This is a genomic window from Bradyrhizobium lupini, assembly GCF_040939785.1.
Taxonomy (GTDB): domain Bacteria; phylum Pseudomonadota; class Alphaproteobacteria; order Rhizobiales; family Xanthobacteraceae; genus Bradyrhizobium; species Bradyrhizobium canariense_D.
Genome location: NZ_CP162553.1, coordinates 5,615,577 through 5,635,931 on the forward strand (window position 1 = coordinate 5,615,577; position 20,355 = coordinate 5,635,931).

The window sequence follows — 20,355 nt, forward strand, 5'->3', positions numbered from 1 at the left end:
CGTGCAGACGACGCTGCTCGGATTGGCGATTGCCTTTATCTTAGCGCTGCTGGCCGCTCTGATCGGACCGTACTTCGTCGACTGGAACCAGTTCAGGCCCCAGTTCGAAGCAGAGGCCGGCAGGATCATCGGCGTGCCGGTGCGGGTGGCGGGCGAGCTCGACGCGCGGCTGTTGCCGGCGCCGACGCTGCGGCTGCGCGCGGTCACCTTCGGCGGCAACAACGATCTCGGCCGCCTGCGCGCCGACAAGCTCGACGTCGAGTTCAGCCTGAGCTCGCTGATGCGCGGCGAATGGCGCGCCACCGAGCTTTCGGTCAACGGCATGGCGGTCGATCTCGGTCTCGACGCGCGCGGGCGGGTCGATTTGCCGTCCACCGCGAGCGGCAGCTTCAATCTGGCATCGCTGGCGATCGAGCGGCTGAACCTCACCGGCCGCATCGCCCTGCATGATGCCGCCAGCCATTCGACACTGGAGCTCAACGACATCGCTTTCTCCGGCGATGTGCGCTCGCTGGCCGGCTCGGTCCGGGGCGACGGCAGTTTTGCCCTCAGCGGCGTGCGCTATCCGTTCCGCGTCTCCTCCGGCCCGAGCGCCGACGGCAACGCCACCCGCCTCCACCTCAACATCGATCCCGGCGAGCGCGCGATCCTCGCCGATCTCGAAGGCGTGCTCGCCTTCGACAACCGCCTGCCGAAATTCGAGGGCGCGCTGACGTTCGCCGTGCCGGCGCCGAAGAAGCCGGGCGAGGCGGGGCCGATGCCCTGGAAGCTCACGACGAAACTCAAGGCTGATCCGGCCGGCGCCAAGTTCGAGCAGGTCGACGCCAGCTTCGGGTCCGAAGACTCCGCGCTGAAGCTCGGCGGCGTCGGCGATATCAGGTTCGGGGCTTCGCCGCTGCTGCGTGCGGTGCTGTCGGCGCGCCAGGTCGATGCCGACAAGCTGACCGGCAAGGACGAGCCGCAGCGCATCCTTCCGGCGCTCCGCGCAGGCCTCGCCGCAATCCCGCAGGCGCCGATCCCGGCACAGATCGAGTTCAACTCCGACCAGATCATGCTCGGCGCACGGCCGCTCCAGAACATCACGGCCGAGCTTGCGACCGACGGACGATCCTGGACCTTCCAGCGGCTCGAGCTGCGCGCGCCGGGACAGACGCAGCTCTCGCTCAACGGCGCGACGCCCGGCGCCGACAGCTTCAGCGGCCGTCTCAGCGTCGATTCCTCCGATCCCGATACGCTAGTGGCCTGGCTCCAGGGCCGCAGCGAGGTCAACCGCCGCAGCACGCGGCCGCTGCGCCTTGCCGGTGACGTGACCATCGCCGCCAACCATTTCGCCATCGACAGGCTGAAGGCCGAGATCGACGGCGGCGCGGTCGAAGGCCGCATCGCTTTCGTCCAGACCGGCGCGAGCAAGGGCTCGCGGATCGACGCGGAGCTCAAGGCCGACCGCCTTGACCTCGATGCGGCCGCAAGTTTTGTGCGCGCGCTTTCGGGACCGCAGGGCGAATGGCCGGAGGAAGCGAAGCTGTCGCTCGATATCGGCCGCGCGATCTCGGCCGGGCAGGAGCTGCGGCCGTTCACCGCGAAACTCGGCTACGGCCCCGCATCGCTCTCGCTGGAGCAGTTGCGGTTCGGCCAGGCCAGTGGCGTGACCACGGAAGCAAGTGGCAGCTTCGACCGCGCCAAGGCCACGGGCAAGCTCGCGCTGAAATCCTCCGCCAATTCGCTGCGCGATCTCACTGCACTGCTCGAGCCATTTGCGCCATCGGTGCGCGCGCGCTTCGACGCCATCCCGTCGCTGCCGGGTGCGACCCGCCTGAAGCTCGACCTCAGCCTCGACAAGAACGCCGAGCACGCCGATCGCAACGACGCGCGCGCTGTCCTCGAACTCGACGCGCCGCAGCTCAAGGCCACCGCGACGCTGGCTGCGCAGACGCCGGTGGCCGCCGTCAACGGCATCGACGTCGACCGCTTGCGCAACAGCGACTTCACGCTGGACTCGAAAGTCGCGACACCGCAAGCCAGTGCACTGCTGGCGTTGCTCGGGCTCGATCGCGTGGTGGCCGCAGGCGAGGGCGCTTCGCAGTTCGAAGGCCGCTTGAGCGGCGCGTGGCGCCATCAGCTGCAATTGAATGCCAAGCTTAGCGGCGGCGGGTTGGATGCGGACGCACAAGGCAACGTCGAATTGTCGGAGCCGAAAGGCAGCGTAAATTTGCGCGTGCGCAACGCCAATCTGGGGCCGCTGTTCGGGACCAGCCCGGCCGATAAATCGGTGCAGAGCGTCAATCTGTCCTCGCGCGTCGGCCTCTCCGGCAACCGCCTGACCTTCAACGATCTCGAGAGCACCCTGGCCGGCTCGCATTTGCGCGGTCATCTGGCGGTGACGCTCGATCAGGAGAAGACCGTCGACGGCGAAGTCGGCCTCGATACGCTCGAGCTCGTGCCCGCGCTCGCGATGGCCATCGGCGCGGCCGGACACGATGCCAATGCGCCGCTGAGTGCCGGGCTTCTCGGCGGCTGGCGCGGCCGCGTCGCCTTCCAGGCGTTGCACGGCACGTTGCCCGGCGGCATCGAGCTGCGCCCCTTCGGCGGTACGGTCCGGAGCGACGGTCAGTCGCTCGCGCTCGACGCAATGAAGGGCGGCGTCGGCGGCGGCGAGATGTCGGCGAGCCTTGATGCGCGCAATGGCGCCAATGGTCTGACGCTCAACGCGCGCATCGAGCTCGGCAATGTCGACGCGGCGGCGCTGCGCTACCGCGACCTCGCGCTGCCGAAGGGACGAGCCTCGGCGCAGATGGCGCTGACCAGCCAGGGCCGTAGCGTCGCGGCGCTCACCGGTGCGCTCGCCGGCAACGGTACGGTGACGCTCGAATCCGCTGAAATCTCCGGCCTCAATCCACGCGCCTTCGAAATCGCCATCCGCGCCAGCGACGGCGGCCAAATTGCCGACGACAATCGGCTGCGGCAGCTGGTCGAGCCCGCGCTGTCGGCGGGTCCGATTGCAGTGGCCTCGGCGCAGATCCCGTTCACGATCCGGGACGGGCGCCTGCGCGTCGGCGCAACGTCGCTAGAGGCGAAGAACGCGCGTGCCATCGTCTCCGGCGGTTACGACATCCCCGCCGACCAGGCCGACATCCGTGCCAGCCTGACGCCGATCATGACCGGGCTCTCCGGCGCGCCGCCCGAAATCCAGCTGTTCGCGGCCGGTCCCCCCGACAGGCTCAATCGCACCGTCGATCTTGGGCCGCTGTCGTCGTGGCTCGCGGTACGCACGATCGATCGCGAGACGCGCCGGCTGGACGCCATCGAGCGCGGCGAGCCGCCGCCGGCCACCGCCGCGTTGCCGACGCTGGTGTCGCCCGAACCGGCGCCGGAGCCGTCGCTCACGGATGTGCCGATGCCCGGCCGCGATCCGCGCCGTGCGCCGCCGCCGAAGCCCAAGTCCGATATCAGGGTTGCGCCGACGCCAAAGGCGCCGCAGGCCGCTCCCGCGGCACCAAGCCCGCCGCTTGCAAGCACGCAGATCGCGCCGCTGCCTCCGCCGATCGACGTCAGGCCGGCCCCGGGCCCGCCGCCCGCAAAGCCCAAGCCAAAGCCGCCGCTGGTGCTGACGCCGTCAAATCCGTAGGCGATAGTCCGTCATGCCCGGGCTTGTCCCGGGCATCCACGTTCTCCGTCCCAGGCGGTGAGACGTGGATGGCCGGGACAAGCCCGGCCATGACGCCGGAGAGACACCCTCACCCCAACCCTCTCCCGCAAGCGGGAGAGGGGGCGCAGCTTCCTCGTGACGTACCGGTAAACTCATTCTCTCGCTTTTTATCGAATTTTCCGCGGCAAAACTGATCTGCCGACTTTACCGGATTCTCGCGTTTGTTCCCTAGCCTCTGTTCCCAGAGGAACTCGGCGTCCTGCCGGCACAAGCAGGATGGCCAGCCAAGAACTGGGGTCATCGGGATGAACGGCGCGACAACACTTCTGCAGGATCTGGACGACGCAATCGCACGCGGCACCGACGAAAGCCGGACCAAGGCGTTGTGGCATGCGACCGACATTCTGATCACCGGTCGCTACAGCGACGACGAGATCAGCACGTTCGGCGAAGTCATCGGCCGGCTCGCCGACGAGATCGAGGTCGCCGCACGGGTGCAGCTCTCCGAGGTGATGGCAGCCTGCGATCACGCTCCGCTCAATGTCATTGCGCAACTCGCGATCGCCGACGAAATCGAGGTCGCCGGTCCCGTGCTGCGCGATTCCAATCGTATCGACGAGAAGCTGCTGGTCGAGAGCGCCATGACCAAGAGCCAGTCGCATCTGCTCGCGATCGCCCAGCGCAAGTCGATCGGCGAGGCCGTCACCGACGTGCTGGTCAAGCGCGGCGACCAGGAGGTCGTGACGTCGGTCGCCAAAAACGAGGGCGCGCGCTTTTCAGGTTCGGGTCTGCTCCACATGGTCCGCCGCGCCGAGGGTGACTCGATTCTCGCCGAGCAGCTTGGCCTGCGCAAGGACGTGCCGCGTCACATCTTCCAGCAACTGATCTCGAAGGCGTCGGAGGACGTCCGTCGCCGGCTCGAGCACGAGCGCCCGGAAATGATGGCGCAGATCCAGAGCTCGGTAAGCGACGTCACCGGCGATCTGCAGTCCAAGTTCGGCCCGTCCTCGCGCAGCTATTTCGTTGCCAAGCGCGTGGTGACGACGCAGTACCGGCAGGGCAACCTCAACCAGGACTCGATCTCGAACTATGCTCGCCAGCACCGGTCCGACGAGGTGCAGATCGGCCTGTCGCTGTTGTCGTCGCTGCCGGTCGACGTGATCGAGCGTGCGATGATGGACCGCAATCGCGAGATGATCCTGGTGCTGTGCAAGGCGCTCGACTTCTCCTGGGACACCACCATGTCGCTGCTGTTCCTCGGCGCCAAGGATCATCTGATCACGGCGCGCGAGCTCCACGACAACGAGCGCGATTTCGGCAAGCTCAAGATCGAGACCTCGCGCAGCGTCTTGAAGTTCTACCAATCGCGCAAGACCGGCACCGATCCCGTCACGGGTCGTCAGCCCGAGCTGCAGGTGCACTGAGCGGTACACCGAACAGGTACACCGAGCATCATCCGGGAATTGGCAGGGAGTATTTTCAATGTTGCCTCAATTCGGCACCGCAGTTCGCAAGAAGAACCTCAACAACGCCGCAGCCGGCGAGATCGGCGGCGGAGCGGCGGACCAGGCCTCGGTCGATGCGGCATGGCTCGTGCTGGAAGCCGCCAACGACCTCGGCGACCATGCCGCGATCGAGGCTTGCCGCCGCGTCATCGACGCCGAGCTGAACGGCACGGCGGCCGGCAGCGCGGATGTCGATCTCGTGCTCGGGTATTTCAGGTAAGACTCCGCGGGCGTCCGCTCCATCCGCGCGATAGCGGCTGTTTCCACACCGTCATTGCGAGCGCAGGGCACCGCCGTCGCTCCTTCAACGGCACATTAACGCGCCGACAGCCCCAGACCGGGCGGCCATCCCGCGAACACGCGCATCGCACGCAGCTGTGATCTCCGGAACCGGCCGACGCGGGTAACGACCGAAGCTCCCCTTCGTACAGCCTTCAGCGAGCGTAGTCTCGCAGAGCTGATGGATGTGAAACCGGGGAGACATGGTCGGATGAAAGAGTTCAACGTCGCTGAGGTCGGGGGCGGTTCCTATCGTCCTCTTGCCATTCTGCGCTGGGTCATGGTGATCATCTTCGTATCGTTTGGCATGCAGAAATTCACGCCGCAATCTGCGCAGGGCATCGCGCAGTTCATCAGCAACAGCCCGTTCATCTCCTGGCTGTCGGTGTTCGGCCTGAGGGGAGAGGCCTATGTCCTCGGTGTCGCTGAATTCGTGATTGCGGCGCTGCTCGCGGCAGGCAGCTTCAGCCCGGTTTCGTCCGCCCTCGGTTCATTCATGGGCATGGTGACCTTTGCGATCACCTGGTCGTTCTTCTTCACGACGCCCGGTGTGGTCAAATGGAGCCTTTCATCCGATCCGATGGCGTGGAATCTGACCGGCGAATTTCTGTTCAAGGACATCGTCCTGCTGTGCGTTTGCGCGGTGTTGTTTCTGGCCTCCCTGCCGCAATCGGTTGTCCGGCTGCGCACCGGGTGATCGTCAGGCCGTCTCTCACCGCCGGATCCGGTAGAGGACGCCGTTCTCGCCGTGACGGAACGTGGTTCGCTCGAGGAGATAGTTGGACTTCTCCAGAACTCGGCGCGATGCGCCATTGCCGACATAGACCAGGCCAATGAGGGACGGCAGCTCATGGTGTAACAGTCCAATATCGGTGAGTGCGGTCGCGGTCTCGCTTGCAAGGCCACGGCCCCAGAATTCGCGCTTGAACGCGTAGGCAATCTCGATCTCGTCGACATCGTCCACGAGGATATGCCTGATGCCCGCTCGCCCGGCGAATGCCCCGTCTTTCGTTCGCAGCACCCACAGACCGAAGCCATGCTGATCCCAATGCGCCATATTGGCGTCGAGATAGGTCTTCGTCTTCTCCGCCGAACGGACGCCGCCGAGATAGCGCGAAACCTCGGCATCGAGATGCAACGCGACGAGGTCGGCGAGATGATTTTCACGAAGCCTTTCGGCGCTGAGCCTCGCCGTTCTGAAATGTTCCATTGGGAACAGATAGCCGCTTCCGAGGTGGGGCGTCGAGTAACATTGACGCGGAATGACTTGGCTGGCAGTGCTTTTCACCGTTGCAAGGACGCGCTTTCAGTTGGGCGGCCGGCCCGGGGCGAATGTTCCCAAGCGGAGTGGCAATGGATTTCGAGCGCGACATAGCCAAGATCAGCGGGATCGCTGCGGTCTCGACCATCCTCGACGTGGTCAGCCGGACCACCGGCATGGGGTTTACGGCCGTTGCCCGCGTCACCGAGGACAGGTGGATCACATGTGCCTCGCGTGACGAACTTGCGTTCGGGCTGAAACCCGGTGACGAGCTCAAGGTCGAGACCACGATCTGCCATGAGATCCGGCAGAGCCGCGAGGCGGTCGTCATCGAGAATGTCAGCAAAGACGCCGGCTACTGCAAGCATCACACGCCTGCACAATATGGCTTCCAAAGCTACATCTCCGTGCCGATCATTCTGCCCGACGGTTCATTCTTCGGAACTCTTTGTGCGATCGATCCGAAGCCGCGCAAGCTTCGGACTCCCGAAGTCATCGGCATGTTCAAGCTTTTTGCCGAGCTGATCGCGTCTCATCTCGACGCGGCCGAGCGCGTCGAACTGATCGAGAACAGGCTCGCGCTGGAACAACGCAATGCGGAACTGCGCGAGCAGTTCATCGCCGTGCTCGGTCACGACCTCCGAAACCCTCTTGCCTCGATCCAGGGCGGCCTGCGGCTTCTGAACAAGAAGGTCGATGACGAGGGGAAGAACTGGATCAACCTCCTGCAGGGAAGCGTGGGCCGGATGGCGGGCCTGATCGACAATGTCATGGACTTCGCCCGCGCGCGGCTCGGCGCCGGGATGCAGCTCAAGTTGAAAGAACAGCCACTCGAGCCTGTCATCAGGCAAATCGTCGCGGAGTTCGAGAACGTGCACCCGGATCGCGTCATCGAAACGGTCGTCAACGTTCCGGGACCTGTGAGAATCGACGCCGACCGCATAGGTCAGATGCTGTCCAATCTTCTCGGCAACGCGATTTCCTATGGCGCCGCCGACAAGCCGATCAGGGTGCTGGCGCAGACGACCGGCGCTGGCTTTGATCTCAGCGTTGCCAACAAAGGCGCGCCAATTCCGGCTGATGCGATCCCGCGCCTTTTCACTGCGTTCGATCGCGGCGACGTTCTGCCGAACCAGAAAGGGCTTGGGCTCGGACTGTACATTGCCCAAGAGATCGCGCGCGCCCATGGCGGGTTGATCGTCGCGTCGTCGATGCGGGATGAAACGGTGTTCACCGCGACGTTTCCGGCGAGCCCGGCCCGCGGCTGAGAAGGCGTGCTACGCCGGCCTAGCTTGCCGTCACGAAGCGTCGCGCCAATTCTCCGACAATACCATCATGCGCCTGTTTTGCGCGACGGTGCAACCGGCGAACAGCTGATAGCGCTGATTGTGCGAGGCTCTTTCCGGATGCGGTCCGGCGATTTTCTTGCGGGCAAGGCATTGTGCCTCTTCAGAGAGAGAGCTGCACGAAAACGTCCAGAGGATGTGAATTGGTTCACACACACGTGGTCGCTCCGGATTTACGGTACGCCTAATTCCGCGTAGAGCGGCCCGTTCGAACTATCTCGCTCAAGAGGGAGTTCAGGCTATGGCTAGCATCGTGTTGGGAATTGTCATTTCCATTTTACTATCGACACAAGCCTCCGCAGATCAGGTCGGTGACGCCGCGTCCGACCTGGTTCCTTCGCTGGTGCGCTGGTCCATCACGTTGTTGGGCCTGGTGGTGGCAGGCCGGTTGGCCTGGCAGGCTTTTGGCCGCGCGGTCAACATTGCCGAAGTCCCGACTTTCCCGCGATACATGACGACCCGGCAGCAGTATCGATTGGGCGGGTTCATCTTTGTCGTATTCTCATGCGGCTTCTTCCTTCTTCTCATCCATGAGAACCGCGACGTCATTGCCCTGGCGCCGCTGGTTCCTGCATTTCCGGTAGCCTTCATAGAGGCTGCGAAAAGTCAGTCTGCTCCGTACCTGACCGTCGTCGCCGCAATGGGGATCGTGTATCTGTTCCTCCTGACGAAGGAGGCTCAATGGAACGTCCTGCTGATGGTGCGCGATGTGATCCAGAGCTGGATCAGCGTGCCTCAGCTCGCGAAGCAGATCATGGCGCAAATCCGCTTTTCGCTGCGTGTGCCGCAGGAGGTGCTCTCGAAAGTCATCGCGAATTCTCCGGATGTCGTCGATCAGGACTTCCGCAAGGATCCGAACACCCCGGATCGGATGTGGGCGGAAATCTGTTACATGAAATGGTGGCTGACGCAGGGACGCGACACCGGAGATGACGCCACCTTCTTCACCGAGGACAGCTTTGGTTTCGACAAGCTGATGGCAGACTTCCAGCAGGGGGCGCCGACGATGAGCCAGTGGAAGGCTGGGACGTTGACGGGCCTTGCTGCGCCCCAGGCCACGCAACTGATCAAGGACCTCTACAACCGATTTGCCCGGCTTGTCGCGTGTTACCTGATCTATCGCAACGGCTCCCGCATCGACCTGCGCAACGAGGCCAGCAAATTCGGCATCGAAATCGATGCGCCCATTCACGACAATCCGCTACGGTACTGGATCGTCTATATCATTGCCTTGATCTGCTCCGTTTATCTGGGCGTGACCATTTCGGCCGTGATTTATGACGTGCTGCAAGGCAGAGGCGTCGTCTGGGCGCAGGACCCCAATCGCTCCATTGCATGGGTCATGTATTCGCTTTGCAATTATGGATTGGCAATCGTCGTCGTTCTCTTGCTTCGATTTGCGATGTCGTCTCTGGGAAGCGATTCAGATCAGTCCCACCTCACCACTTATTGCTGGAGCTTCCTGGTCGCGCTCGCCGTAGGGCCCGCTGGTCTGACGTTGGCCGTGCATAACTTTGGCGAGGGCAATTTGCGGGAAATGTCCCTCGCCAGCCTTTACTTTGCGATGTTGCGGTGGGGCCTCGGGCCGGCGCTCGTGACAGTCTATATTTCGTACTATCTCGACAGGCAGAGCTGCTCCGATCTGCCGGACATCGACAATTCGATGCGAACGGTCGCGTGGCGGCTGTTCAATTGCTTCGGCTTTGCGGCAACCAATGTGTTCTTGCTTCTGCCCCAACTGCTGTCGCTGATGGCACAGGAGGGGGCAATCTGGGAAACCAATAAGCTGCGCTTCATTGCGGCTGGGACGACGTTCTGCCTGGCATTCGGCCTCGCATTGGCCGCGCAGTTCGCGCTCAAGAAGGAGCGGATTGGAACGGTGCTGGCGCATAAACCGGCTTGACGCCAGATATGGTCGGTCGTGGCGATGATGGCATCATGCTCCTGTTTTGCCCGACGGAGCAACTGGCGCAGCCCTGCGGCCGGACGATTTTCGCACAAGTGTAAGTCATTGATTTCACAACACCCGTCTACTGTGCATGGGGTTGTTTTCGCAGTTTTTTGTTTGGGGCCTACCCCGCCCCGAACGCGACCGCGACATTGTAGGTCAGAAGGCTCGCGGCATAGGCCAGCACCAGCATGTAGAAGAAGGTGACGGCCATCCAGGTCCAGCTTCCGGTCTCGCGCCGGATCACGGCCAGCGTCGATGCGCATTGCGGGGCAAAGATGTACCAGGCAAGCATCGACAGCGCGGTCGCGAGCGACCATTTCGTCGCCAGCACCTGGCCGATCTGCTCGGCCGCTTCCTTGCCGCCTTCGATCGCATAGACGGTGCCGAGCGCCGCGACCGCGACCTCGCGCGCCGCCATGCCGGGGATCAGCGCGACCGCGATCTGCCAATTGAAGCCGACCGGCGCCAGCAGCGGCTCGAGTGCCTTGCCGATGATCGCAGCGAGGCTGAAATCGATCGCCGGTTCGGTTGCGCCTGCGGGCGGCTGCGGGAACGAGGCCAGGAACCAGATCAGCACCATCATCGAGAAGATCGTGGTGCCGGCGCGGTGCAGGAACATCTTGGCCCGCGTGTAGACGCCGATCGCGATCGATTTCAGCCGCGGCATCTTGTAGTCCGGCAGCTCCAGCATGAACGGCGCCGGCGCATAGTCGCGCAGCATGAAGAATTTGATGAGAAACGAGACCAGCAGCGCGCTGATGATGCCGGCAGCGTAGAGGCCGAACATCACGAGGCCCTGGAGGTTGATGAAGCCCCAGACGTCTTTGGCCGGAATGAAGGCGGAGATGATCAGCGTGTAGACGGGAATGCGCGCCGAGCAGGTCATCAGCGGCGCGATCAGGATCGTGGTCAGCCGGTCGCGCTTGTTGTCGATCACGCGCGTCGCCATGATGCCGGGGATGGCGCAGGCGAAGCTCGACAGCAGCGGAATGAAGGCGCGGCCGTGCAGGCCGGCGCCGCCCATGATGCGGTCCATCAGGAACGCGGCGCGCGCCATGTAGCCGAAATCTTCCAGCAGCAGGATAAACAGGAAGATGATGATGATCTGCGGCAGGAACACGACGACGCTGCCGACGCCTGAGATCACGCCGTTCTGAAGGAAGCTCTGCAGCAGGCCTGCGGGTAAGGTCGCGTGCACGAACTCGCCGAGGGAGGTCGAAGCCGGAATTGAGCAACTCCATCAGCGGCTGCGCCCAGGCGAACACCGCCTGGAACATCACGAACAGGATCGCCGCGAGCACGATCAGCCCCCCGACGGGATGCAGCACGACCGCGTCGATCCGCGCCGTCCAGGTGTCGGGCCGGCTGGGCAGGCTGACGCAGTCGGCGATGATGCGGTCGGCTTCGCGCTGGGTGGCGCGCAAGTCGGCCACGCTGAGCGCCCGCCAATTGTTCTCTCCCGGCTCGGCGGCGAGCTTTGCCGAAATCTCGTCGGTCAGCGACAGCAGGTCGGCCGTGCCGCCCTTGCGCACCGCGATCGAGGTGACCACGGGCACGCCGAGCTCCTTGGCGAGCCGCTCGACGTCGACAGTGATGCCGCGGCGGGTCGCGATGTCGAACATGTTGAGCACGAGGATCATCGGCCGGCCGGTGCGCTTGAGCTCCAGCAGCAGGCGGATGGTCAGGCGCAGATTAGTCGAGTCCGCCACGCACAGCACGAGGTCGGGCACGATCTCGCCGGTGGCCTTGCCGAGCACGAAGTCCCGGGTGATCTCCTCGTCCGGGCTCCGTCCGCGCAGCGAATAGGTGCCCGGCAGGTCGACCACGGAGACCTGGCGTCCCAAGGGCGTGACGAAGAAGCCTTCCTTGCGCTCGACGGTGACGCCGGGATAGTTCGCGACCTTCTGCCGGCTGCCGGTCAGCGCATTGAACAGCGAGGTCTTGCCGCTGTTTGGCGTGCCGACCAGGGCGAGATGCAGCAGGGGTGCTTCCATGGAATTGGGGTCCGGTCGCTTCAGGCGACGATAATGGCCATGGCTTCGCGACGGCGGACCGCGATGGTGATGCTGTCGACCCGCACGGCGATCGGGTCGCGGCCGACCAACCCCTCGTGCAGGATCTCGACCCGCGCGCCCTCGACGAAGCCGAGCTCGATCAGCCGACTCTCGAGTTCGATGTCCGAGAGTGCCGAGCCTGCGTCCTTGGGGGAAAGGTGCTGGATGACGCCGGTATAGCCGCGCTGGGCCAGGCCCAGCGGCATCTGCGGACGCGTATCATGGATGTCGGTCATGCCCTGTATTTTCAACGCAGGGCATCGAGGTCAAGCGCGCTCGGTCGCTGAAACTGCACCTTAGAGTGATTTTAAAGTACCAGCTTCGTGACAGAAGCGATCGGCGCCAGGATCGGCATCAAGGATCGGCGCAAAGACGGCTACTGGGCCGGGACCTTTTCCGCCTGGATGGCGGCCATGGCGCGGCTCTTGAAGTAGTCGAGCACGAACAGGCGGATCGCCGAGGACAGATTGCCCTGCTGGCGGTTGCTGTCGATCTCGCCGACCAGCTCGGACAGCGTCATGTTGCGCAGGCCCGAGATCTCCTTCATGCCGTTCCAGAACGCCTCTTCCAGGCTGACACTGGTCTTGTGGCCGGCGACGACGATCGACCGTTTCACGACGGGCGACTTCATGGCTGCTCCTCGCAATCGATCCGGTGCTGGTCCAGGTGCGTCTTCGCCTGATCCGCGCGCGTCTCCTCCGCCGACCGCTCCGCCTTCGTGCGGCCGAACTTCGTTCGGTTGGCGTCCGCCTGCTTCGCCGTGGCTTCCCGCTCGGCGCGCTTCCGGAAACGATTCAGGTTGATGACGTTCGCCATGTCGCGTCTCCATCATCCGATCCTCCGTGGGCAGGATGAAACATTCAGAAACTGTGCGCCGAATTGCGCCCGATGAGACTTGATCGCCATTCGCTTGTCCTCGTCAATCGACCCTTGGGCCATCAAACGATGAATTCCGCCCCGTGGGGGCGGAGGGGCTACGTAACACGCAATCCCGCCGCGACATTGACGGTAATCAAATCCCGTCCTTTAAGCCCTACATTTAATGGAGCTAGGGGCTCCGTATCATTACGGATGGCTATCGGAATTCGGAATTTATCCCGGGCTGGTCATCTTCTCGGGGCGCACCAGGCGGTCGAATTCCTCGCTTGAGACGAAGCCAAGCCGCAGCGCCTCTTCCTTCAGGGTGGTGCCGTTGGCATGCGCCGTCTTGGCCACCTTGGCCGCGTTGTCGTAGCCGATCTTGGGGGCGAGCGCCGTCACCAGCATCAGCGAGCGCTGCATCAGTTCCTTGATGCGCTTCTCGTCGGCGCGGATGCCGCTGACGCAATGCTCGGTGAAGGAGCGCGCGGCGTCCGCCATCAGCCGGATCGAGTGCAGCATGTTGTAGGCCAGTACGGGCTTATAGACGTTGAGCTCGAAATGGCCCTGGCTGCCGGCGACCGTGATCGCGGTGTGATTGCCGAACACCTGGCAGCACACCATCGTCATCGCCTCGCACTGCGTCGGATTGACCTTGCCCGGCATGATCGAGGAGCCCGGCTCGTTCTCCGGCAGCATGAGTTCGCCGAGGCCCGAACGCGGACCCGATCCGAGCAGGCGGATGTCGTTGGCGATCTTGAACAGGCCTGTCGCGACCGAATTGATGGCGCCGTGCGCCGATACATAGGCGTCGTTCGAAGCCAGCGCCTCAAATTTGTTGGCCGCGCTGGTGAACGGCAGCTTGGTAATCCCGGCAACGTGCTTTGCGAACAGTTTTGCAAAGCGCGGCTTCGAATTGAGGCCGGTGCCGACGGCGGTGCCGCCCTGCGCCAGCGGATAGAGCTCCTTCACCGCGACCTTGAGCCGGGCGATGCCGCTTTCGACCTGTGCGGCATAGCCGGAAAATTCCTGGCCGAGCGTCAACGGCGTCGCGTCCTGGGTGTGGGTGCGGCCGATCTTGACGATCTTTGCGAACTCCTTCTCCTTCTTGCGCAGTGCACGCAGCAATTCGCCAAGGGCAGGGACCAGATCGGCGGTAATGCGGCTTGCCGCCGCGATATGCATCGCGGTCGGGAACGAGTCGTTCGACGACTGGCTCATGTTGACGTGATCGTTGGGATGCACCGGCTTCTTGGCGCCAAGCTCGCCGCCCAGGATCTCATTGGCGCGGTTGGCGATGACCTCGTTGAGATTCATGTTGCTCTGGGTGCCCGAGCCGGTCTGCCACACCACCAGCGGAAAATGATCGTCCAGCTTGCCCTCGATCACCTCGCGCGCAGCGCGGATGATGGCGTTGGCGCGGCGCTGGTCGAGCAAACCGAGCTCCTGGTTGGACTGCGCTGCGGCGAGCTTGACGATGCCGAGCGCATGCACGAGCGAGATCGGCATGCGATCGATGCCGATGCGAAAATTCTGGCGCGAGCGTTCGGTCTGCGCGCCCCAATAACGATCGGCGAGGACCTCGATCGGGCCGAAGCTGTCGGTCTCGGTGCGGGTCGCCGGGCGCGAGGAGCCGTCGGTCTTCGAGGGGGAAGTCTTCGAGAGGGAAGTTTTGGCCATGAGCACATCCATTCCGCCGCGCGAAATGCCGCGCGGCCTCATCATGTGCCTCTATATAGGGAGTTTGGCCGCCTGCGACGGGCGCCGACCCGATCTAGATCATTTCTTGCGGAAACGATCCAATCGCACGACTTCGGCGCCGCCCTGGTTCGGAGCCGCCGGCTCCTCAGTGCCTTCCGCAGGGTCAGTGGCAGGGGCTACCGCGACCGCGGACGGGGCGGGAGCGGCCGGCAAGGTCTCGGCCGAGACGTCGGCGACATCGGAGGTGTCGAACTGGAGGCCGAATTTCACGGACGGATCAAGGAAGCTCTTGATGGCGCTGAACGGCACGATCAGCCGCTCCGGAATGCCGCCGAAAGACAGGCCGACCTCGAAGCGGTCCTCGAGCACGGTCAAATCCCAGAACTGGTGCTGCAGGATGATCGTCATCTCTTCTGGATATTGGGCCAGCAGCCGCGACGACAGCTTCACGCCCTCCGCCTTCGACACGAAGGTGATGAAGAAATGATGCTCGCCGGGTAGTCCCTGGGACGCGGCGTCGGTCAGCACCTTGCGCAACACGCCGCGCAGCGCGTCGCGGGCCAGCACATCGTATCGGATATGATCGGTCGCCATGGTGGTCCTGTTGCATTCCAGGAGCTGGGCCCTGCCGGCCCGACTCGCCAAGTCGCAATAGTACCGCGCCTGACGGGTCAGCAGGAGTCCCCGCGGGGTAGGAAATAAGAGGTAAGTGGAGGCTTCTGTTGCCAGGTGCCTCCGAACCCCGCCTAACGGAGCTTAACCCGTTAGGACTTCAGAATGGTCTTTCAAACTGCGTTACGCAGCCTGAGCAACCGGAGCAAAGTTGTCGTTGGCAACTATTGCATAGCCCGATAACGGCGGAACAATACCGGGAAAAAGAACGCCCTTTACGCCCTCGTCGATCCTATTTCGCCCCCGCCAAAGCCCGCTTTCAGGGCCAGCCCGCTGATGGGCTTTGGTGGAGGCGCCGGGTACCGCCCCCGGGTCCGAATGGTTTATTGCGACGACCGTTTATTTCCATAGCCGGCGAACCGGCACTCCCAATATAGGGGGCAAACGTTTCAAATAACAGGTGTTTCGAGCGATCATTCCGAGGTTCCCTCTGGATAGGTTCCCGGCAGGCTTGGCCGCCTGCCGGCCGGCGTTCTAAGCTCCTGACATGTCCGAGGATTCCGCACCGGTCGCGCAACAACCAGTTCAAGAGCCGGACGGTCCAGCCACCAGCGCCGTTCCGCCGGGCTTGCTCGCGCTGTTCCTCGCCTTCGCCAGGATGTCGCTGGCGGGCTTCGGAGGGTTTTGGTATTCGCCCGGCAGGCCATCGTCGAGCAGCACCGCTGGATGACGGCGGACGAGTTCAACGAGACTTTTGCGCTCTGCCATTTCCTGCCCGGGCCCAACATCGTCAATCTCTCGATGGTGTTCGGCGCGCGGCTGCGCGGGATCGCCGGCGGCATTGCCGCCTTTGCAGGGCTGTTGCTGCCGCCCACGCTGATCATGACGGTGCTCGCGATCATCTACGCCCGGTTCGGCGATGTGGACGTGCTGCGCCGCATCCTCGCGGGCATTTCCTGTGCGGCCGTCGGCCTCTTGATCGCGGTGGTCTTCCGGATGATGACGCCGCTGCTCAAGCGGCTGGACGCCTTGGCGCTCATCCTGATGCTGGGCGTGTTCCTCGCCATCGGCGTCCTTCGCCTGCCGCTCCAGGCCGTGCTTTTGGTCGCGATCCCCGTCAGCGTCGGCGCCACTTTCCTGATGCGGCGGAAGGTAGCAGCATGAACGCGGAGAACCCGATCTGGGGGCTGATCTCGACCTTCGGTCTGATGTCGCTGTTCGCGGTCGGCGGTGCCGCGGCGGCGGTGCCCGAGATGCACCGCATCGCGGTCGATGTGCATCACTGGATGACCGACAAGCAGTTCGCCGATGCCTATGCGATCGCGCAGCTCTCACCAGGTCCGAATGTGCTTATCGTCACGTTGATCGGCTATGCTGTCGCCGGCATCCCCGGCGCCCTGGCGGCGACTTTGGCCATGTGCCTGCCCACCGCGTTGCTTGCCTATTATGTCAGCCGGCTCCTCAACCGGCCGAACCAATCGCGCTGGCCCGGGCTGATCCAGGCTGCACTGGTTCCGCTCTCGATCGGCCTGATGGCGGCGAGCGCCCTGATCCTCGCCGAGTCGACCGATCGTACGCTTGCTGCGCTGCTTCTGACCGCGACGGTTGCATTGGTCGCATCCGTCTCGCGCATCAATCCACTATGGATTTTGCTCGTCGGGGGCTTGTTGGGTTTTGCTGGCATTGTGTAATGAAAATGGCTAGGCAGGGATCCGGGCGGGGGCATCGATTTCCAGCCGATTAGAACAACAGTGCTCGTGGCTTACGGGTCGCGGAGGAGACATGCATGGCCGATACGATGGGCCACTCGGCGACAGCCAACCGAAACACCTCGGTGGTGATCAGCTTTTGTCTGCTGGCCATAGCGCCGCAGATTTTCGAATTCATCTGGTCGTTCGGGACGATCTTTGGCTGGGGCGCTGGACGCGGGCCGGCCGCCGTCGTCATCAGCCACGCGACTGCGCTGCTCGCGGGGGCGCCCGGCGCGTTGCTCGGGGCGGTCGGCGGTGACACCAAGAAGGCGTCATCCGATGTGCTGCTGGCGCTGATCTATTCCTATCCGATCTTTGCGGTGGCGATTCTCACGTTCTTCATGACGATCAGGTCCGCGCAGGACTATGTCGGCGGAATCGTGCTGATGGCGCTCGCCTTGTTCGCACTGTGGGCCTCTAGCGATTTGCAGGGGATGCGGGGCTTCTCCTTTGGCGCCGGCACGGCGCCGCGGATGTTTGGCGGGCTCCTCGTCGCACTTGGCGCCGGCATCGCGTTGACGGGGCTGCTGACCGACGGGCCCAGCATGGCGCACTATGCCTGGCGTGGGCCGCTCTTCGTGATGTTCTCGATCGTCTTCTTCGCGCTGGCGATTCGTCCGCTTGGGGTGGTGGTAACGGCGTTCGCAAGCTTCATGATCGCGGCGATGGGTACGCATGAGACACGCTGGGTCGAAGCGCTCATTGTCGGCGCCTGCCTGACGCTCGGCTGCGCGCTGCTCTTCCCCTACGTGCTAGGCCTGCCGATGCCGATGTTCCCGCGCTTCCTGGTTCAGTGAGGGTGTGATGTTCGATCTCTTCCACAATCTGGGCCTTGGTTTCGGTGTGGTGTTTCAGATCTCCTGGTGGTCACCCTGGTGGCTCTACGGTCTGTCGCTCCCGATCTCGATCAATATTCTCATGTGCCTGATTGGCGCATTGGTTGGCACACTGGTCGGCGTGCTGCCCGGTATCGGCACCGTCGCAACCGTGGCGATGCTCCTGCCGATCACGTTCGGATTGCCGCCGGTCGGCGCGCTGATCATGCTCGCCGGCATCTATTATGGTGCCCAGTACGGCGGCTCCACCACCTCGATCCTGGTCAATATTCCCGGTGAGGCGACGTCGGTCGTTACCGCCATCGACGGTCACCAGATGGCGAAGCAAGGCCGTGCCGGCCCGGCGCTGGCGATCGCGGCGATCGGCTCGTTCTTCGCCGGATGCGTTGCGACCGTGCTCATCGCCGTGCTCGGTGCGCCGCTGACCAAGCTCGCTCTGGCGTTCGGCCCGGCGGAATATTTCTCGCTGATGGTGCTCGGCCTGATCTTTGCGGTGGTGCTGGCCAAGGGCTCGGTCCTGAAAGCGATCGCGATGATCGTGTTCGGCCTGATGCTGTCGATGGTCGGCTCCGACATCGAGACCGGCGCCTCGCGCATGGCGTTCAACATTCCGGAGCTTGCCGACGGTCTCGGCTTTGCGACGGTGGCGATGGGCGTGTTCGGCTTCGCCGAGATCATCCGCAACCTCGACGCCGGCGCCGAGATGAACCGCGACCTCGTGCAGCAGAAGATCACCGGCCTGATGCCGACCAGGAAAGACCTGATCGACTCGGCGCCTGCGATCCTGCGCGGCACCGTGCTCGGATCGATCCTCGGTATCCTGCCGGGCGGCGGCGCGGTCATCGCGTCCTTTGCGTCCTACACGCTCGAGAAGAAGATCGCCAAGAACCCGTCGCGGTTCGGCCGCGGTGCGATCGAAGGCGTGGCGGCGCCGGAAAGCGCCAACAATGCCGCGGCGCAGACCTCCTTCATCCCGCTGCTGACACTCGGCATCCCGCCCAATGCCGTGATGGCGCTGATGGTGGGCGCGATGACCATCCACGGCATCGTGCCCGGTCCGCAGGTGATGCAGAAGCAGCCGGAGCTGGTTTGGGGCATGATCGCCTCGATGTGGATTGGCAATCTGATGCTGATCATCATCAACCTGCCGCTGGTCGGAATCTGGGTGCGGCTGTTGCGCGTCCCTTACCGGCTGATGTTCCCCTCGATCGTGATCTTCTGCGCGATCGGCATCTACTCGGTGAACAACGCGCCGGTCGACGTCATCCTGGCAGGCGTGTTCGGTCTGGTCGGCTACTGGCTGATCAAGCACGATTTCGAGCCGGCGCCGCTGCTGCTCGGCATGGTGCTCGGACCGCTGATGGAAGAGAACCTGCGCCGCGCGCTGCTGATCTCGCGCGGCGACTGGAGCGTGTTCCTGACGCGTCCGCTGTCGGCCGTGCTGCTCGGCATCGCCGCTTTCCTCCTGGTGCTCACGGTGCTGCCGGCGTTGCGTGCCAAGCGCGACGAGGTGTTCACCGAATCCGAAAACTAGGGGCGCCGCCAGCGTCGGCGCGCCGTGACCCGAACCCAAGCCGGCAAGTTGGCCAGCAGGATCAATCTGATAGACAAGGGGCGGGACGCTGAGTTCCGCCCCTTGTCGTTTGCACCGGGAGCGCTCACTTTTCCGGGTATAATGCGCATGGATGGCGAATCGCCGCTGTCGCAGCGCGGGGGCGGCCGCTAAGTTCGCCGCCTCCCCAAAGGCTCACGCACATGCACCAGTATCAGGACCTGCTCGAGCGGATTCTTTCAGACGGCGCCGAAAAGACCGACCGGACCGGCACCGGCACGCTGTCGGTGTTCGGCCATCAGATGCGCTTCAACCTGTCCGCCGGTTTTCCGATGCTGACGACAAAGCGCCTGCCGCTGAAGGCGATCGTGCACGAACTGTTGTGGTTCCTGAAAGGCGATACCAACATCAAATATCTGCGCGACAACGGCGTCACCATCTGGGACGAGTGGGCCGACGCCAACGGCGATCTTGGCCCCGTCTACGGCCACCAGTGGCGCTCCTGGCCCGCGCCGGACGGACGCAGCATCGATCAGATCGCGAATGTGATCGACATGATCAAGCGCAACCCGGACTCGCGCCGCCTGATCGTCTCGGCCTGGAATCCGGCCGAGGTCGACAAGATGGCGTTGCCGCCGTGCCACTGCCTGTTCCAGTTCTATGTCGCCAACGGCAAGCTGTCGTGCCAGCTCTATCAGCGTTCGGCCGACGTGTTCCTCGGCGTCCCCTTCAACATCGCCTCCTACGCACTGCTCACCATGATGGTGGCGCAGGTCACGGGCTTGAAGCCCGGCGACTTCGTGCATTCGTTCGGTGACACCCATCTCTATTCCAACCATCTGGAGCAGGCGAAGCTCCAGCTCACGCGCGCACCGCGCGCGCTGCCGGTGATGCGGATCAACCCCGACGTGAAGGACATCTTCTCCTTCCGTTACGAGGACTTCGAGCTCGTCGGCTACGATCCGCATCCGCACATCAAGGCCGCGGTCGCGGTCTGAAGTCG

General features: G+C 63.8%; 16 protein-coding genes, 1 other RNA gene and 2 pseudogenes. 11 read left to right on the plus strand and 8 right to left on the minus strand.

Annotated elements, in window-relative coordinates; genetic code table 11:
- Position 1: 1 nt before the first annotated feature.
- The 4 genes from AB3L03_RS26675 to AB3L03_RS26690 all read left to right on the plus strand — a co-directional run bounded on the left by AB3L03_RS26675 (position 2) and on the right by AB3L03_RS26690 (position 6,127).
- Complete coding sequence (locus AB3L03_RS26675; protein WP_368507267.1) at positions 2-3,625, plus strand: AsmA-like C-terminal region-containing protein; 3,624 nt, start codon at positions 2-4, stop codon at positions 3,623-3,625.
- 326 nt (positions 3,626-3,951) lie between these two features.
- Positions 3,952-5,070, plus strand: a complete 1,119-nt coding sequence (locus tag AB3L03_RS26680) for a DUF2336 domain-containing protein (RefSeq protein ID WP_018454318.1) — start codon at positions 3,952-3,954, stop codon at positions 5,068-5,070.
- 58 nt (positions 5,071-5,128) lie between these two features.
- Positions 5,129-5,371: a hypothetical protein gene (locus AB3L03_RS26685; RefSeq protein ID WP_018454319.1), complete on the plus strand. Its 243-nt coding sequence runs from the start codon at positions 5,129-5,131 to the stop codon at positions 5,369-5,371.
- A 270-nt stretch (positions 5,372-5,641) separates the two neighbouring features.
- The gene (locus AB3L03_RS26690; protein WP_085360657.1) at positions 5,642-6,127 is read left to right on the plus strand and encodes a YkgB family protein; all 486 of its coding nucleotides are present in this window, start codon (positions 5,642-5,644) and stop codon (positions 6,125-6,127) included.
- 15 nt (positions 6,128-6,142) lie between these two features.
- Here the strand turns inward: AB3L03_RS26690 and AB3L03_RS26695 are convergent, their stop codons facing one another.
- Positions 6,143-6,640, minus strand: coding sequence for a GNAT family N-acetyltransferase (locus AB3L03_RS26695; RefSeq protein ID WP_018454321.1), 498 nt, complete (start codon positions 6,638-6,640; stop codon positions 6,143-6,145).
- A gap of 143 nt (positions 6,641-6,783) precedes the next feature.
- Here AB3L03_RS26695 and AB3L03_RS26700 point away from each other — a divergent pair, with 143 nt between their 5' ends.
- Together AB3L03_RS26700 and AB3L03_RS26705 are read left to right on the plus strand one after the other, a co-directional pair.
- Positions 6,784-7,959, plus strand: coding sequence for a GAF domain-containing sensor histidine kinase (locus AB3L03_RS26700; RefSeq protein WP_018454322.1), 1,176 nt, complete (start codon positions 6,784-6,786; stop codon positions 7,957-7,959).
- A gap of 319 nt (positions 7,960-8,278) precedes the next feature.
- Positions 8,279-9,940, plus strand: coding sequence for a hypothetical protein (locus AB3L03_RS26705; RefSeq protein ID WP_247475476.1), 1,662 nt, complete (start codon positions 8,279-8,281; stop codon positions 9,938-9,940).
- Positions 9,941-10,109: 169 nt separating this feature from the next.
- Here the strand turns inward: AB3L03_RS26705 and AB3L03_RS26710 are convergent.
- The 7 genes and pseudogenes from AB3L03_RS26710 to ssrA all read right to left on the minus strand — a co-directional run bounded on the left by AB3L03_RS26710 (position 10,110) and on the right by ssrA (position 15,676).
- Positions 10,110-11,982: pseudogene (locus tag AB3L03_RS26710) on the minus strand (ferrous iron transporter B).
- Positions 11,983-12,002: 20 nt separating this feature from the next.
- Positions 12,003-12,278 carry a FeoA family protein gene (locus AB3L03_RS26715; RefSeq protein ID WP_018454325.1) on the minus strand — a complete coding sequence of 92 codons (276 nt, stop codon included), beginning with the start codon at positions 12,276-12,278 and terminating at the stop codon, positions 12,003-12,005.
- A 140-nt stretch (positions 12,279-12,418) separates the two neighbouring features.
- Positions 12,419-12,673, minus strand: coding sequence for a ribbon-helix-helix domain-containing protein (locus tag AB3L03_RS26720; protein WP_018454326.1), 255 nt, complete (start codon positions 12,671-12,673; stop codon positions 12,419-12,421).
- On the minus strand, positions 12,670-12,858 hold the full coding sequence (locus tag AB3L03_RS26725; RefSeq protein WP_018454327.1) for a DUF4169 family protein: 189 nt from the start codon (positions 12,856-12,858) through the stop codon (positions 12,670-12,672). Before AB3L03_RS26725 ends, AB3L03_RS26720 begins: the two co-directional genes overlap by 4 nt.
- A gap of 276 nt (positions 12,859-13,134) precedes the next feature.
- The gene (gene fumC / locus AB3L03_RS26730; protein ID WP_244561280.1) at positions 13,135-14,580 is read right to left on the minus strand and encodes a class II fumarate hydratase; all 1,446 of its coding nucleotides are present in this window, start codon (positions 14,578-14,580) and stop codon (positions 13,135-13,137) included.
- Between the two features lie 99 nt (positions 14,581-14,679).
- Complete coding sequence (locus AB3L03_RS26735) at positions 14,680-15,195, minus strand: SspB family protein (protein WP_018454329.1); 516 nt, start codon at positions 15,193-15,195, stop codon at positions 14,680-14,682.
- A 114-nt stretch (positions 15,196-15,309) separates the two neighbouring features.
- Positions 15,310-15,676, minus strand: a transfer-messenger RNA (tmRNA) gene (ssrA, locus tag AB3L03_RS26740).
- 84 nt (positions 15,677-15,760) lie between these two features.
- Between ssrA and AB3L03_RS26745 the strand changes: the two are divergent.
- The 5 genes and pseudogenes from AB3L03_RS26745 to AB3L03_RS26765 all read left to right on the plus strand — a co-directional run bounded on the left by AB3L03_RS26745 (position 15,761) and on the right by AB3L03_RS26765 (position 20,350).
- Positions 15,761-16,377: pseudogene (locus AB3L03_RS26745) on the plus strand (chromate transporter).
- Positions 16,374-16,904: a chromate transporter gene (locus tag AB3L03_RS26750; RefSeq protein ID WP_368507268.1), complete on the plus strand. Its 531-nt coding sequence runs from the start codon at positions 16,374-16,376 to the stop codon at positions 16,902-16,904. The pseudogene AB3L03_RS26745 and the gene AB3L03_RS26750 overlap by 4 nt, the downstream one beginning before the upstream one ends.
- A gap of 95 nt (positions 16,905-16,999) precedes the next feature.
- A complete protein-coding gene (locus tag AB3L03_RS26755; protein WP_018454332.1) occupies positions 17,000-17,761 on the plus strand; it encodes a tripartite tricarboxylate transporter TctB family protein in 762 nt (253 codons plus the stop codon).
- 7 nt (positions 17,762-17,768) lie between these two features.
- Positions 17,769-19,334, plus strand: a complete 1,566-nt coding sequence (locus AB3L03_RS26760; RefSeq protein WP_018454333.1) for a tripartite tricarboxylate transporter permease — start codon at positions 17,769-17,771, stop codon at positions 19,332-19,334.
- A gap of 221 nt (positions 19,335-19,555) precedes the next feature.
- Entirely contained in the window at positions 19,556-20,350 is a 795-nt protein-coding gene (locus AB3L03_RS26765) for a thymidylate synthase (protein ID WP_007613362.1), read from the plus strand.
- The last annotated feature ends 5 nt before the right edge of the window (positions 20,351-20,355 follow it).